The sequence below is a fragment of the Lacibacter sp. genome, from assembly GCF_035299325.1.
GTDB lineage: Bacteria > Bacteroidota > Bacteroidia > Chitinophagales > Chitinophagaceae > Lacibacter.
The window spans coordinates 75,231-91,294 of sequence record NZ_DATGWT010000038.1 but is presented as its reverse complement, the minus strand read 5'-3'; the positions used below and the strand labels follow the sequence as shown (position 1 = coordinate 91,294).

The following is a 16,064-nucleotide window of genomic DNA, read 5'->3' as shown; positions in this document are numbered from 1 at the left end:
CGAAGGTGCATCGTTCGTAACAGAAGCTACCTCACAGTTGTCGTTTGTTACTGGTGTACCTAAGTTAACAGTAGTTGTACAATCGCCTTTACCATCATCACTTGTTTTCGCATTCAATACCGCAGCAGGTGCTGTGATGGTGGGAACCTCATCATCCACAACTGTTACCGTAAAGCTGCAAGGAGTACTATTGCCGGCTGCATCCGTTACTTTCAGATGAACCGTGGTAACTCCTTTATTAAAGGTTTGTGTTCCCGGCTGGCCGTTAATAGGCGTTGCTGCACTTGCAAAAGTTGTAGCACCTGTTGCATACCAGCTCAATGTGCTGCCGCTGCAATTATCACTGAACACTATATTTGGTGTTGCTATACTCTTATCACAGGTTGTAGTGGTGGTGCTTTCGCTGATGTTGCCAGGACAGGTGATTGATGGATCAACATCATCAACTATTGTTACAATGGCAGAAGCTGTAGAAGTATTTCCAGAAGGATCTTTTACTGTAAGAGTAATCGTGTTGTCGCCAATGTCTGCACACGTAAAATTATCTTTGGAAGGTACAGCAGTTACTACCGTACAGTTGTCGGAGCTGCCTTGCGTAAATTGTTGAATTTTTGCGCCAAAAGCGGCTTTACCATCGGCATCAAGATAAAGTATAACAGGATTGGCTTTTGCTGTTGGAGCTATAATATCTTTTACAGTTACTTTTTGCTGACAGCTTTGTACTACGTTACCGTTTTCATCTTTTAAACTCCAAGTTACTGTAGTTACCCCACCATAAAAACTTGAAAAACGATAATCGGGTGCTATATTATTCGATACGGTATAACCTGGCGGGGCATAATAAACCGGATTACCTAGGTTAACGTCTTTGGCGTAACATCCATCGTTTGTGTTGACCGTAATATCTTCCGGACATGTTATGAAAGGTTGAGGAGCCGGAACTTCATACGCACCCATATCAACTATTCCACCTTCAAATCTTGGTTGATTAATAATATCTACCAGATCACCCGTATAATTGTTGCTGCCCTTGTTAATTACAGGGGAATTAATTAAAGGCAATAGGTTACCTGCGATGGTTGGTGCAGTAAATGCATCAATAGGCGTCGTGAATAAAGGATTACTTGAACTTAATGTCCCGTCAAGGTTATTGTTAGAGCCGGCCAGGTTATAATTAGCTACAAGGCTGTTGTAAAATGTAATAGAGGCACCACCCGTATTTAAAAGAGATGTGGTTACATTAGTGTATGAATCACCGGCAAGATTATTCCAAATAATGGAATTGTATAAAATAGTATTTGCATTTTGTGTATTATAAATAGCTGCTCCGGCCAATGCTCTGTTGCCACTAAATGTACAGTTTGTAAATACAGGATTGGATCCGGTAACATAAACAGCTCCACCGCCTACGCCGCTTAATGCAAAAACAAAATTGCCAGAGAAAACCGAATTGTAAAAATAAGCTGACGAGGAACTGCCGTTATACAAGGCACCGCCAGCAACAAATACAGTATTACCTCTGAAAAAACAATTGAGTACAAGTGGTGAAGATTCCTGATAGTTTGCTAAGGCACCCCCAACTTGCGCATGGTTACTTTGAAGATCACAATTTCTGATTTGAGGTCGTGCTTTTCTGCTGAATATACCACCACCATAGCCATTGATACCATTTACCGCATCAGCGTTTCCATTTTTTATTATAAAACCATCCAATACCGCCGATTCATTTATTGTACCAGATTCAGGATCGGCCATTACCACATGATAAGCGTTATCAAAAATGTTATTCGCACCCTGGTCGTTTTGTGTAATATCCCCATTTAAAAAAGTTGGGTTGTTAAACCAGTTGCGTTGAGTTAATTCGGTTTCTGTGCCGGCAAAACCACCATAAATGGCTACTCCATTATTCAATCTGAAGGAATGGCTTCGATTATTATTCGTATACCCTACGCCTTCATCAGGATAATATGTGCCTTTTGCTACCCATATTTCTGAGCGACAATTATTTGAAGATGCAGTGATCGCATCTTGCAGACTTTTAAAAGCGTTTATCCAGGATGTACCATTATTTGCTCCCGTTGCATTACTGTTTACATAAATTCTTGTTGCAACCACTACATTGCTTCCGAGGGTCACGGACGTTTGCACAGACCCCCCAGCATTAGAGCTTGAAATACTTTTTTCTACATTTAAAGCTCCCTCCAATACATAACTACCACCACCACCACCAGCACCAAAACCAGCCTGACTACCACCACCGCCACCAGAATATCCACCACCGCCACCACCGGCAATATTTCGAGCTCCGCCACCACCAAATCCACTACCACCATTCACAAAACCTGCACCCACAGATCTGGCCCCTCCATTACCACCACCAGGGAAACCTTGTTTGCCACCTAACCCAAGAATGCTGCCATCAGCACCACCACTAAAAGCACCACCTCCGCCTCCGCCGTCTCCCGCTATCAATCCTCCGGCACCACCACCACCACCATTGGCTCCGCCATTTCCTGGTTTTTCACCACCGCCATTGGTACCTTCACTACTAAGCGATGCATCAAATCCATTGCCACCAAAACAATTTTGACCCAACAAGCCTCTGTTAGCATGTGCGCCACCACCAGCACCGGCTACCAACAAGATCGTCCAATCATTTGATCCCGGTGCCTGATACAATGCTGCTGAACCGCCACCACCTGAACCAATAGGGGAATTCTGTCCATCTTCATTACCGCTATCACCATTTCTTCCCCTTATAAAACGCAGCTTACCTCCACTTTGCAACGAAAATAATCCCGATTGACAGGGTAATGAACTCACAATAAATCTTCCTTTGATAATTGCACCTTTTCCACCACTATATCGACACGATGTATATGTTATAGCATCGCCGCCTTTTCCACCAACTACGGTTATAGTAACCGAACTGATTCCCGTTGGAATAATATAATCGCCTTCCACATTTGAGATAGAGGTAGGCAGCTGGCTTTGTGCCTCTGTTGTAAATGGCATTGATAGTAACAAAAAAAACCAAGAGAACTTTTTCAGCTTTTTATACATAAAAAGTTGCAGATAATTTTGTTGCAGTTTACTGGTTTTGACCCTGTACATACATTGAGGTTTGGTGATTAAGAAAAAGTTTGGGTTGGTTTCCGCAGGGTATCAGCAGCTGTCAGTTGATCTTATCAGGCAGGGATTCAATTCGTTTTTCGAAAATGAAATACACGAGGAGAATGAGGAGCAGGACAGTTACGATTAATACAATCAGTGTCCAATCCTTTTTTCTCATACATACAGTTTCAAATGAAAAAGATTTGTTGTTGTAAGATAGCCGGCACAGGAGGGTACATACAAATTTTTGAGGCGACAAAAACCCGACAGTGGGGGGTACAAAGAGGCGACAGGCACCGGACAAAGACCGGACAGCTGGCCGAACAACCTTTATTTTCAATGGATTAACGTTTGAAGCAGATTTTATTTCATGAACTGCAAACAATGCAAAACCGATACAGAAAAAAGAAAACCCATTGGAAAATGGGTTTTGATACTTGATCTAATCAACATGAGGAAAAACTAAGATGCAGGTTAGAACGGTCTTGAAACGATTGATGAACCGTTTACCTGTTTTCAACAAAGATGGCGCTGCACGTGGGTTTTGGGTAAACCGCTGCGTAGCTATTTCAATCAATGAATTGTCAGGAGTATGAAAGTAATGCAGGCATTTGTAAACCCGCATTTTTGAGGCAGGACAAAAACCGGACAATTACAAAAGGGATCAAATTTGTGTAAGAAGCAACCGACAAATCAAATACCGGCAATATATTCTTCGAGATTGATATCGGAGCTTAGTTGAAGACGTTGCCTCAACCTTTGGCGTGTTTTGTGAACACTATCTACTGAAATGCCTAACATCGCCGCCATTTGTTTGCTGGTTAGCTGCATGCGTGTAAGAGCAGCCATTCGTTGTTCAGCTACCGTTATATCCCCGGCATTCTCTTTTAATTTCTGGAAAAAAGAAGGATAAATTTTCTCGAAAAGTGACTTGAACTTTAACCAATCATCTTCCGTAAGTATGGTTTGCTGACTTAATTCGGCGATCAATAATTCCTTGTCGGCAGACAGGCCTTTACTTTTCACCTGTTCTTCGAGTTTTTCAATGAGGCTTGTCTTTTCTACAATGTTTTCGGTAAACATATTCAGTTGTTCCCGGGCCGCTGTTATTTCCTGTTCCATCCGTTGTGTTTCCTGTTGCATCCGCTCAACCCGTAATTTTGATTTCAGCCGTTGCCTTGTAATAATCAGGAATCCAACAATGCCCAACAGCACAATAGCCGCCATTAATATGTTTCGCTGAAATAACTGTTTCTCTTTTTCTTTTTGTAACGATTGAATGCTGTACCTGTTTTTTTCATCATTCGCCCTTGCCTTGGAAACAGCGATACCGCTTAACGCAATTACCCGTTCCAGCGAATCGTTCAACGCAGCATGTTTCGCATTGTAATAAAAAGCACTGTCGTACCCACCCAATGCTTTAAATACTTCGGTTGCGGTGTAATATGTGTTTCGCAAATACTGCACATCGGGATTATTTTTCAGTAGTGCCAGTGCTTCCCGTACCTGCTGCAATGCAGTTGTTTTATTTCCTAACTGGATGTTTGTGCGTGCTGCCCATTGTAATGAATTGGCGGCATTGTCAAACAGTCCTTCTTTTGTACTGATTCGGTGGTCGGTTAGTAATAAGGCAAGAGCCGTATCATATTTTTTTTGCTCGTAGTAAATCTGCCCCATGTTTCCGCTAATAATTCCATTCCACACTTCCAGCTTTAGTTCATCGGCCAATTGCATTGCTTTCCTGTACCAGATAAACGCTGAATCGTATAGCCCCTGACGGTGATAACCAAGGGCCGCGGTGTTGCAACTCCACATCATCCGTTTTTTTTCACTCGTTGCATTTTGCTGTTCCCATTTTGTATATGCTTTCAGGCTTTGCTTTACGCTTTCTTTGTATTCCCTGATTCTGTACAAAATTTCACCAACCACCATATGATTCGGGGGGCTGTTTTCAATGTTGAGTTTTTCATTCAACTCCAAACCATTCAACGCATAGGTTGCGGCCAGTTCCAGTTCCTTCATAGCATAGCACCTGAGTCCGTAAACAATACTGATTTGTGCAATAAACCGGTCATCGCCGGTTAAATAGGCTTCCTGCATAGCTTTTGCAAACAGTTCCATTGCTGCGGGCTTTACTGCCGGATCAAGTTTTTGCTCGTAAATGTTAAGATCGTTTTTATAACCTTCAAGATAAACAGCGGTGGATTTAATTATGTAGAAATAGCACCTGGCAGCATGTGTTTTCATTTTTGCTTCCAATGCATTTAAAATTGAATCTGCATTTCCGCTCTGAAAAACCTCACCTCCCAACGACTCAACAGCTATACGGCCTATTTTTAAAGGGTCGTTTAACTCTTTTGCTACTTCATCTACATTAAAACTTTTTGATTGTGCATTTGAGGAACACAAACAAACGATAACGAGTGAACCGGTAATACAGATTCGGAATAATTGGGTTTTGAAACAACTCATAAGCAGCAACAATATAGAAAAAAATATTACTACTGCTGCTGCAATGCCACAGGAAGCTGATTCCAATTTTGAGAGCAGAACCTGTTGAAAACACATACCAGCTTTGAAAGAGAAAGCTCATCTCTATTTCAGAAAGTTCAATGACAGTTACATAACGGCAATGTATTCGTCGAGATTTATATCGGAGCCCAATTGCAGGCGTTGCCGCAACCGTTGCCTTGTTTTATGCACACTATCAACCGAAATGCCGAGCATAGCCGCCATTTGTTTACTGCTGAGTTGTAACCGTGTGAGTGCAGCCATGCGTCGCTCGGCCACTGTAATATCGGCTGCATTTTCTCTGAGTTTCTGAAAGAAGGAAGGATAAATTTTTTCGAAAAGTGATTTGAACCTGATCCAGTCATCTTCGGTTAGTATGGTTTGCTGACTGAGTTCAGAGATCAGTAATTGTTGTTCAGAAGATATGCTGCTGCCTTTTACCTGCTCTTCCAGTTTTTCAATGAGGTTTGTTTTTTCTACAATATTTTCGGTAAACATTTTCAGTTGCGCCTTTGCCGATGTTATTTCCTGTTCCATGCGTTGCTGTTCCTGTTGCATCCGCTCCATCTGCAACTTTGCTTTTAACCGTTGCCTTGTAATCACCAGGAAGCCAACAATACCCAACAGTACAATTGCTGCAATTAACAGGTTGCGGTGCAGTACCTGTTTTTCTTTTTCTTTCAGCAATGCCTGGATATTGTACCTGCTTTTTTCATCATTGGCCCTTGCTTTGGAAACGGCAATACCACTTAAGGCAATTACTCTCTCTAATGAATCGTTCAACGCATTATACTTGGTGTTGTAATAAAAAGCACTATCATAGTTGCCCATTGCTTTGAACACATCCACGGCTGCATAGTAGGTGTTGCGGAGATAAAACATGTCGGGCGTGTGTTCCAGGAGACTGAGTGCCTCCCGTACATATTGCAAAGCCGCAGATTTATTGCCTAACTGCACCTGTATGCGTGCGGCCCATTGCAGCGAATTAGCCGCATTATCGTACAACTTTCCTTCTTTACTGAATTGATGATCTGCCAGAAATAAAGCAAGTGCTGTATCGTACTTTTTTTGCTCGTAATACATCTGCCCCATGTTGCCCCCGATGATCCCTTTCCATATATCGAGCTTTAATACAGTTGCCATTTTGAGTGATGTGTTGTACCAGAAAAAAGCTGAATCGTATTGCTGTTGGCGATGATAACCCAGCGCTGCTGTATTACTGGTGAACAACATGCCAACAGTATCACCCGGCCGTTTCAATGTTTCAAATATGTGAAATGCCTTAACGCTGTTTCTTGCGCATTCCTCATACTCTCTTATTTTATAAAAAATTTCCCCCACTAACATGTAATTGTCCGGGCTATTTTCGATACCGAGCTTTTCATTCAGCTCCAGCCCGTTCATGGTGTAGGTTACAGCCAACTCCAGTTCTTTCATAAGGGAGCAAAAGCCTCCGAAAAAAATACTTGCTCCAGCAATCAGCCGATCATCGCCTGAAAGGTAGGCTTCGGTCATTGCTTTTTTCCATAATTCCAGAATCACCGTTTTTGCTGCCGGGCTCACCCGATTTTCTGCGCCTAATTTGTTACTACTCTGATCTACATCTTCGTAATACAGCACGGCTGCTTTCAATCCATAGATCCGTGCCCGCAGTTGATGGTTATCCGCTTTTTTTTCCAGCTCAGGAAAAATTGCTGCTGACTGTTTACTTTTGACAATCTGTTCTACCAACGCAAAATTATATACATTAGCTTTATTCGGATTTCCGGTTAATGATTTAATGATTTCATTTACAGTAGGTACAGGTGTTTCCGCCACAACCGGGCAGTTGAAAAGAGAAAAAAGCAGCAGTGCAATGCAGATCCGGTACAATTGGGTTTTGAAGCGATTCATAAGCGGGGCTAATATAAAAAAATAATACTAACGGTGTACTATATGTGCAGGCATACGATTTTTTGTAAGATGACGTTGTACCTGTTACTCTGTTGTAACTTTACAAAAAAAAATATGCTACTCACAACAACACCCACCGTGGAAGGTAAACCCATTCAGCAGTACATTGGTATTGTTACTGCCGAAGCAATTATTGGCGCTAATATTTTTAAAGATCTTTTTGCCGGCATCCGTGATATTGTGGGTGGGCGAAGCGGCACCTATGAACGTGTAATTGAGGAGGCGAGGCAAAATGCATTGGTTGAGCTGCAGCAAAAAGCACAACAGCTTGGCGCCAACGCCGTAGTGGGTATTGATCTTGATTTTGAAACCGTGGGCAGTGGAGGAAGTATGTTGATGGTGGTGGCAACCGGAACCGCAGTAAAGCTATAATTCTATTTCATGAAAAATGAAAAGCCGCTCTGTGAGCGGCTCTTTTTGTGTTAATGCCTTTCGGGCGCCAGTACTTCATTTGGAGAGCGCCATAACGCACTCAACAATAACTGACGCATGAATAAGAATTCTTTCGGAAGGCGGTCATATAATTTTTCAAATAACTCTTCATGACCTAACAATTCCTGTTTCCATAATTCAGCATCGATGTGTTGTAATTCATGGAACTGTTCACGTGCAAATTTGTCGATACCCAATCCATCCCATGTAAGATCACGGTAACGTGGACGCCATCCAATGGGGCATTCCACAGCACTTGCCTTTCCGTTGCAACGTTCAACGATCCATTTCAACACACGCATGTTCTCACCAAAGCCGGGCCACATAAATTCGCCTTTGTCATTTTTACGAAACCAATTCACCCCAAAAATGCGTGGTGCATTTGGTAAATCACGGCCAAACTGTAACCAATGGTTAAAGTAATCGCCCATGTGATAACCAAGGAACGGCAGCATAGCAAATGGATCTCTTCTTACTTTTCCTAATTCACCAAATGCGGCAGCAGTCATTTCGCTACCCATTGTTGCTGCGAGGTACACACCAAAATTCCAGTTGAATGATTGATAAACCAATGGAACTGCTGTGCTTCTTCTTCCGCCAAATACAAACGCAGCTACATATACACCATCCGGATTATCCCAATGTTCATCAATAGCCGGGTTTTGATAAGCGGGTGCAGTAAACCTTGCATTAGGATGTGCAGCAGGCTTTCCACTGTTTTTATCATAAGGGTTTCCGTGCCAGTCGATCAAACCATCCGGTACTTCTTTGGTCATTCCTTCCCACCAAATATCACCTTCAGTTGTTACTGCCACGTTGGTGAAAATAGTATTAGACCTAATACTGGCCATCGCATTCGGATTTGTTTTTTCATTTGTACCTGGTGCTACACCAAAATATCCTGCTTCAGGGTTGATGGCATATAACTTTCCATCATGACCTTTATGGATCCATGCAATATCATCGCCCACTGTTGTAATCTTCCAACCATCCATTTCTTTTGGCGGAATCATCATGGCAAAATTTGTTTTACCGCATGCACTTGGGAAAGCAGCAGCCACATAAGTTTTTTCCTTTTGTGGATTTTCTACGCCCAACAGTAACATATGTTCGGCCAGCCAACCCTGATCACGGCCAAGCACAGACGCAATACGTAACGCAAAACATTTTTTGCCCAATAACGCATTACCTCCGTAACCACTACCGTATGAAATCACCAAACGTTCTTCGGGAAAATGAGAGATGTATTTTACAGTGGGGTTGCAGGGCCATTTCACATCAGTTTCACCTTCCTGTAATGGAGCGCCAAGTGTGTGTAAACATTTTACCCATTCACCGTTAATGTGTTTTAATACATCATCGCCCATACGTGTCATGATACGCATGTTTACAACAACGTATTCACTATCGGTGATCTGCACACCGTAACGGGAGAACTTAGAACCAACAGGTCCCATGCAGAACGGAATAACATACATGGTGCGGCCATGCATACTTCCCTTTGTAAGATCTTCAAGAATATGTTTCATTTCTGAAGGTTCCATCCAGTTGTTGGTGGGACCAGCGTCCTGCTTACGTGTACTGCAGATGAATGTTCTGTCTTCAACACGGGCAACATCACTGGGGTCGCTGAAACAAGCAAAGCTGTTCGGGCGTTTTTCGGGATTTAAACGGATGAATGTTCCTTTATCAACCAGCTGTTGACAAAGCTGATCATATTCTTCCTGCGAGCCGTTACACCACTGTACTTCGGCGGGTTCAAAATGCTCCTGCATTTTTTTTACCCATTCTTTTAATTCTGTTTTGTTAGGAGCAATCATTTTTTTGCGGGGTTTTGATGCGACAAACATAATATTCGATTTAGATACTGCAAGGAAAAAATATTACGGTTCAAAAAATATGACTGATGTAAGTGTGCTGTCCAATCTGTATCATTCAGCAGGAAATAACCTTAAACAGCTAAGAGGCCAACAAACCAACCGGTTTTTCAGCCAAAAAACACGATAGAGGGCCAAACTGCTTTTGTCGATTCAAAACTGAAATCTGTTGCCCGATCGATACTGCTTGTCGATTCTCTGTTTTTTCCCTTTTGCTCACGGATAATTTTACAGTCATCAATCTATTCATCATTAAACCTTATTCATTATGTTCATTTCATTGAAAAAAATCAATCTCATTGTTTTGTTTACCTGTAGTAGTATAGCTGCACTTGCACAAGAGGGGCCTGTTAATATTAAGACACCCCGGTTTGTATCCGAAAAAGGATATTGGGTGGTCAAGAGCAATGTAAAACAACCTAAAGAAGCAGTTGTGTACTTCTACGATCTGCAGCACGAGCTTGTGTATAAAGAAGAACTGAAGAATGTGAACCTCAACATCAAGCGCACAAAAGTAAAGATGCGTTTGAAAAGAGCGCTTGAGCAGGCTATTACCGCACACGAACGAGGCGATCTTCCATCCAAAGACGAGAAAATTGTAGCCGCCGTTTTCGGAAAAAACTAAATGCAGAAAGAAGGGTGCCCATGTGGCACCTTTTTCATCAACGTTCGAAACCGTTTATCGCCGGAAAAACACTGTTTGTCGATGAGCATGTGTAATCGCTTAGTATTGATTGCAGAGCTATGTAACTTTAAGCATGATGATTGAAAAATATCCTTTTATTTTTTCTGACGAACCAAAACATCGTGTAGCCAGACACGTGAGTTACTGGATTTTCTGGGGAGCTTTCCAGGGATTTCTATACTCCTTTGTTGCGATAAAAAGCAGCTACGAATTTTTTGAGCGTCTTCAAACTTCACTGGCAGAATCATTCATCTATCTGCTTCCACATGCATTTCTTTCGTACATGCTCATCTACTTTGTGGTACCACGTTTTCTTCTGAAGCAAAAATATCTTGCAACAGTTTTATGGGTTTCATTTTTATTTTTTGTTACCGCAGCCATGGCGGCCTTCCTGTCTCTTACGTTGATCTATTGGGTCCGCACAGAAATTTTGGGCCTGGCCTATACGCCAAACAATCAACATTATGGTCCAGATCTTTCCATATTCCTCGGGCTTCTGGCAGGCTTTCGAGGTGCTATTACCATTGGCGGTATTTCTGCAGCTATTAAACTCATGAAACACTGGTATGTAAAAGAACAGCGAAACCTGATACTGCAAAAGGAAAATATGGAAGCCCAGCTAGAAGTACTGAAAGCGCAGATACATCCGCATTTTTTATTCAATACACTCAATAATATTTATTCGCACACCCGTAACAGTTCGCCTGTTGCCTCCAAAATGCTGATGGAACTATCGGATATGTTACGTTACATTTTATACGAAGGCAACCGGAAACAGGTAGCTTTAAGTAAAGAACTGAAAATGATTACCGATTATATTGAACTTGAAAAGCTCCGTTATGGTAATAAACTGGAAGTAACAATTGATTTGCCAACAAATGCCAACAGATATTCTATTGCTCCACTGTTATTGTTACCATTTGTAGAAAACTGTTTTAAACATGGTGCAAGTAATATGCTTGAACATCCCTGGGTGAGTTTACACATCAGCATCAACGATCATATTCTTCATATGAAGCTGTTGAATGGAAAAATACAAGCTGATAAATCACACTCAACAGGTATTGGATTAAAAAATGTACAGGAACGGCTTCGCTTGTTATATCCGGGTAAGCATGAACTACAGATCATGAATGAACAGGATGTGTTTATTGTTAATCTTAAAGCAGAACTACAGGTATTATCTCCTGCAGCAGTAGCTATTTTACCAGAAGAAAGCACCGTTTTACATGCATGAACAATCACCCATACGTTGTCTTATCGTTGACGATGAACCGCCTGCACGGGATATCATCAAACAATATATTGCAGATACACCTATGCTGCAATTATGTGGCGAATGCGGCAATGCCATCCAGGCGATCGGATTTTTGCAGCAACATGAAATTGATCTCATTTTTCTCGACATACGCATGCCGCAATTATCCGGCACCGACTTTTTAAAAACATTATCACATCCTCCAAAAGTAATTTTTACTACTGCGCATCCCGAATATGCATTGGAAGGTTTTGAATTGGATGTAATGGACTATTTATTGAAACCAATTCGCTTCGATCGCTTTCTGAAAGCAGTGAACAAAGCCTATCAACAAACTGCCATGCGCAACACACAGGAACGATCAACTGTTGAACCGGAAAAAAAGGATGCGTTTGTTTATTTCCGTGCAGACAGGAAGATGATGAAAGTAATGCTCTCAGATATTCTTTACATCGAAAGTATGAAAGATTATGTGAAAGTGGTAACAGGTAACGAAACCATCATCACCAAACAATCGATCAGTTCGGTGGAAGCGATGTTGCCTGAACAGAAGTTTATCCGTACGCATCGTTCATTTATTGTATCGGCAGCTGCCATTCATTCTTTTACCAGTGAACTTATCAATGTTGGAAAAACAGAAATCCCAATAGGTAAACTATACCGCCAGCAAGTACTCAAAACATTAGCCTGATGCAGCACTAAGTTTTTGTTGCTTCCAATTTTCAACCTACCTTTTCTCACTAAATCGCATTGTATGGTTGGCTGGATCACTTCGCTATGGTGGAAACTCAATGGCTGGAAAATAAACGGAACATTTCCTGATCATATACCTAAAATGGTGATTGCTGTTGGGCCACATACCAGTGCGTGGGATATTGTAGTTGGCCTTGCAGCACGCTATGTTACGCCCATTCATAAAGCGTATTTTCTTGGAAAGAAAGAATTATTTGATGGTGCATTCGGTTGGTTTTTTCGTGCACTTGGCGGCACACCGGTTGATCGTTCTTCATCTCAGGGAATGGTATCGCAGGTGGCTGATAAATTTAAACAGTATGATGTGTTCCGGATTGCAATGAGTCCTGAGGGAACAAGAAAGAAAGTTGAAAAACTTCGAACGGGATTTTATTATATTGCTAAAGAAGCAAATGTTCCCATTCTTTTAGTGGGGTTTGATTTTAAAAATAAGCAAGTGATCTATGGTCCGCTCGTTCATCCTTCAAATGATGAAGCGGCAGACTTTAAACAGATCACCGCTTTCTTTGCGCCAATAGAGGGGAAACATCAAGATGCAGGCATGGCACATCTTGGATAGCATTCATTATTATACTTCATCATACCAAAACCAATCAGCATGAGAACAATATTTGCCGGCTTTCTATCTCTTTTGTTTACTTCAACATTAACAGCACAAACCAAACCTGTTCCTTCATCCAAAACAGAAGCATGGAAAAAAGAAGTGATCGCATCTGTTGACAGTAAAGCAAAAGATGCACAGGTGATGGTGGATATGGTGTTCAGTTTTGCAGAGCTGGGTTTTCATGAAACAGAAACAAGTGCCTATCTCACAAAAATCTTAGAGCAGAATGGATTTACCATTGAGCGTGGTGTTTCAGGTATGCCTACTGCATGGATCGCAAAATGGGGAAACGGTAAACCGTTTATTGCGTTGGGTAGTGATGTGGATTGTATTCCTAAAGCTTCGCAAAGACCAGGTGTTGCATATAAAAGTCCGATCATTGAAGATGCACCGGGACATGGTGAAGGACATAATTCCGGTTTACCATTGGTGATTCTTTCAGCTATTGAAGTAAAGAAAATTATGGAGCGTGAAAAATTACCCGGCACGTTGATGATATGGCCCGGTATTGCTGAAGAATTGGTTGGAAGCAAGGCTTGGTATATACGAGATGGATTATTCAAAGATGTTGATGCATGTATTTTCACGCACGTTGGAAATAATTTGGGTGTAAGTTGGGGCGATGCCGGAAATAATGGATTGGTATCAGTTGAATTTTTGTTTGAAGGAAGCTCTGCACATTCTGCGGGTGCACCATGGCGTGGAAAGAGTGCATTGGACGCAGTTGAATTAATGAATATTGGCTGGAACTACAAGCGTGAGCATTTGAAACCAACACAACGTTCACACTATGTGGTTACTGACGGTGGTGATCAGCCGAATGTTGTTCCGTCAAAAGCAGCTGTGTGGTATTATTTCCGTGAACGTACATACGAAGATATCAAAGCAATGTATGATGATGGCATCCGCATTGCCAACGGTGCGGCTATGATGACGAATACAACTGTGAAGCATCGTTTACTCGGCACCGCATGGCCCGGTCATTTCAACAAGTCCGTTGCTGAAGCCATGTATAAAAATATAAAGGCAGTTGGCTTACCTACATGGAGTAACGATGACCAGGCACTTGCAAGAGCAGTGCAAAAATTAGTGAATGCACCAAAGAAAGATCAACGTGGAAACGCAATTGACGGCCTGGCTACAAAACTTGATACATTAAACGGGCCAGTACAATTCTCATGGGGAGCAGGCAGCGATGATATTGCTGATATTGCCTGGAATGTGCCCACAGTTGTGTTGCGTTATCCTTCCAATATTCCCGGTACGCTGGGTCATAACTGGGCCGATGGTATTGCTATGGCAACTCCTATTGCACACAAAGGTGTAGTGAGCGGTAGCAAGGTGCTTGCATCAACATTAATTGACATGCTCACCAATCCAAAGATCATTGCTGATGCCTGGGACTATCACAACAATGTGCAAACAAAAGATGTGAAATACATTCCTTTTGTTGAGAAGAATACGCCACCCGCAACTTTTCTCAATACAAAGATCATGGATCAGTTCAGGCCACAGCTGAAGAAATTCTATTACGATCCATCAAAATACAATACGTACCTCGAACAGTTGGGTATCACCTATCCAACATTGGAGAAAAAAGAGTAAACTGAGCGTAACTGCTTTTGGGGTTTAGTGAAGATTTATTTCACTTCTTCAAACATACCCGTCTGTTTGTTTTTGCGCACATTGTCCCAATTGAAGTAGCGGCCATTCATTGCTACATACACACCATGTGGTAAAGATTGTGCAAAGGCAAGCGCACTGCCGAGGTTAAATAATCCATCACTACTACCAAACTTAATGGGAATCATGGCACCGGTAAGCACTACCGTTTTACCGGTTACTTTTTGAGCAATCACTTTTGCGGTATCGCTCATGGTGTCGGTGCCATGTGTAATAATGATCTTGTCTTCATCGCATTGAATACATTGATGGACAATCAGCTCACGGTCTTCATTGGTCATTTCCAGACTGTCTACCATCATAAGCGTTCGTATTTCAACAGGCACATGGCAACGCCCCATCTCCAGCAGATCATGCATATGTGTATCCTTAAAAAAAAGCTGCCCGGTAATTTCATTGTATTCTTTATCGAATGTGCCCCCGGTAATAAAAATGCGAACTGCCATGACAAGTTGTTTAATGATGGGAATATCTGCAAAGAAAAAGAATCTATTGCTTGCATTGCAATAAAAAAAGGGGCGCTAAAGGCGCCCCAGAGTCATAATCAGCAGCAATCATCAGATCACTAAGCCTGAAGAGTTGATATAGTTCACTAACGCTGCACTGTTTTTCAGATTTAATTTCTTGAGAATGTTATGACGATGCACTTCCACTGTTTTAAGGGAAATATTCAGTTGCGTAGAAATTTCTTTGGAAGAAAGCCCTTCCTTGATGTGTTTGATTACATCCAGTTCACGGGTTGAAAGTGTGTTTGCACCTGTGCTTTCTTCTTCAAAGATCTGCTCACTCAAAATTGTTTTTACTTCGGCGCAGATATAACGTTTGCCTTCATGCACTGCGGCAATAGCATCAAACATTTCCTGCTGCGGAGAGTTTTTGGTTACATACCCCATTGCACCAAGCTTCAACAACTTTTTTACGTAAGCCGGTTGTGAGTGCATGGATACACCAATGATTTTTGTTGAAGGCGAAAACTTACGGATCTGTTCCGTTGCTTCAATACCATTCATTGGTGCCATGTTAATATCTAACAAAGCAATTTTCGGACGTAATTTCTGAGCCATTTCAATAGCTTCCTCACCGTTACTGCACTGCGCTATTACAGTAAAGCGTGGATCACTATTCAAAATAAAACTCCAGGTTTCACGGATCAGCTTGTGATCATCGGCAATTAAAACTGTAATCTTTTCCATT

General features: G+C 41.8%; 12 protein-coding genes. 6 read left to right on the top strand and 6 right to left on the bottom strand.

What is annotated here, in order from left to right:
• The 3 genes from VK159_RS20560 to VK159_RS20550 all read right to left on the bottom strand — a co-directional run.
• Positions 1-3,114: HYR domain-containing protein (locus VK159_RS20560; RefSeq protein ID WP_324232050.1), on the bottom strand; the 3,114-nt coding region annotated here is incomplete at its 3' end.
• 693 nt (positions 3,115-3,807) lie between these two features.
• Positions 3,808-5,586, bottom strand: coding sequence for a hypothetical protein (locus tag VK159_RS20555; protein ID WP_324232049.1), 1,779 nt, complete (start codon positions 5,584-5,586; stop codon positions 3,808-3,810).
• A 147-nt stretch (positions 5,587-5,733) separates the two neighbouring features.
• Complete coding sequence (locus VK159_RS20550; RefSeq protein ID WP_324232048.1) at positions 5,734-7,443, bottom strand: tetratricopeptide repeat protein; 1,710 nt, start codon at positions 7,441-7,443, stop codon at positions 5,734-5,736.
• Positions 7,444-7,632: 189 nt separating this feature from the next.
• Here VK159_RS20550 and VK159_RS20545 point away from each other — a divergent pair, with 189 nt between their 5' ends.
• Positions 7,633-7,950: a heavy metal-binding domain-containing protein gene (locus tag VK159_RS20545; protein ID WP_324232047.1), complete on the top strand. Its 318-nt coding sequence runs from the start codon at positions 7,633-7,635 to the stop codon at positions 7,948-7,950.
• Between the two features lie 50 nt (positions 7,951-8,000).
• Here VK159_RS20545 and VK159_RS20540 read toward each other — a convergent pair whose 3' ends face one another.
• Positions 8,001-9,860, bottom strand: a complete 1,860-nt coding sequence (locus tag VK159_RS20540; RefSeq protein ID WP_324232046.1) for a phosphoenolpyruvate carboxykinase (GTP) — start codon at positions 9,858-9,860, stop codon at positions 8,001-8,003.
• A gap of 295 nt (positions 9,861-10,155) precedes the next feature.
• Between VK159_RS20540 and VK159_RS20535 the strand changes: the two genes are divergently transcribed.
• From VK159_RS20535 to VK159_RS20515, 5 genes are all read left to right on the top strand, one after another.
• A complete protein-coding gene (locus tag VK159_RS20535; protein ID WP_324232045.1) occupies positions 10,156-10,512 on the top strand; it encodes a hypothetical protein in 357 nt (118 codons plus the stop codon).
• Between the two features lie 133 nt (positions 10,513-10,645).
• On the top strand, positions 10,646-11,809 hold the full coding sequence (locus tag VK159_RS20530) for a sensor histidine kinase (protein WP_324232044.1): 1,164 nt from the start codon (positions 10,646-10,648) through the stop codon (positions 11,807-11,809).
• The gene (locus VK159_RS20525; RefSeq protein ID WP_324232043.1) at positions 11,802-12,521 is read left to right on the top strand and encodes a response regulator transcription factor; all 720 of its coding nucleotides are present in this window, start codon (positions 11,802-11,804) and stop codon (positions 12,519-12,521) included. The genes VK159_RS20530 and VK159_RS20525 overlap by 8 nt, the downstream gene beginning before the upstream one ends.
• A 63-nt stretch (positions 12,522-12,584) precedes the next feature.
• Positions 12,585-13,142 carry a 1-acyl-sn-glycerol-3-phosphate acyltransferase gene (locus VK159_RS20520; protein WP_324232042.1) on the top strand — a complete coding sequence of 186 codons (558 nt, stop codon included), beginning with the start codon at positions 12,585-12,587 and terminating at the stop codon, positions 13,140-13,142.
• 39 nt (positions 13,143-13,181) lie between these two features.
• A complete protein-coding gene (locus VK159_RS20515) occupies positions 13,182-14,792 on the top strand; it encodes an amidohydrolase (RefSeq protein ID WP_324232041.1) in 1,611 nt (536 codons plus the stop codon).
• A gap of 35 nt (positions 14,793-14,827) precedes the next feature.
• Here the strand turns inward: VK159_RS20515 and VK159_RS20510 are convergent, their stop codons facing one another.
• Complete coding sequence (locus VK159_RS20510) at positions 14,828-15,316, bottom strand: asparaginase domain-containing protein (protein ID WP_324232040.1); 489 nt, start codon at positions 15,314-15,316, stop codon at positions 14,828-14,830.
• Positions 15,317-15,427: 111 nt separating this feature from the next.
• The gene (locus VK159_RS20505; RefSeq protein WP_324232039.1) at positions 15,428-16,063 is read right to left on the bottom strand and encodes a response regulator transcription factor; all 636 of its coding nucleotides are present in this window, start codon (positions 16,061-16,063) and stop codon (positions 15,428-15,430) included.
• Position 16,064 lies beyond the last annotated feature (1 nt).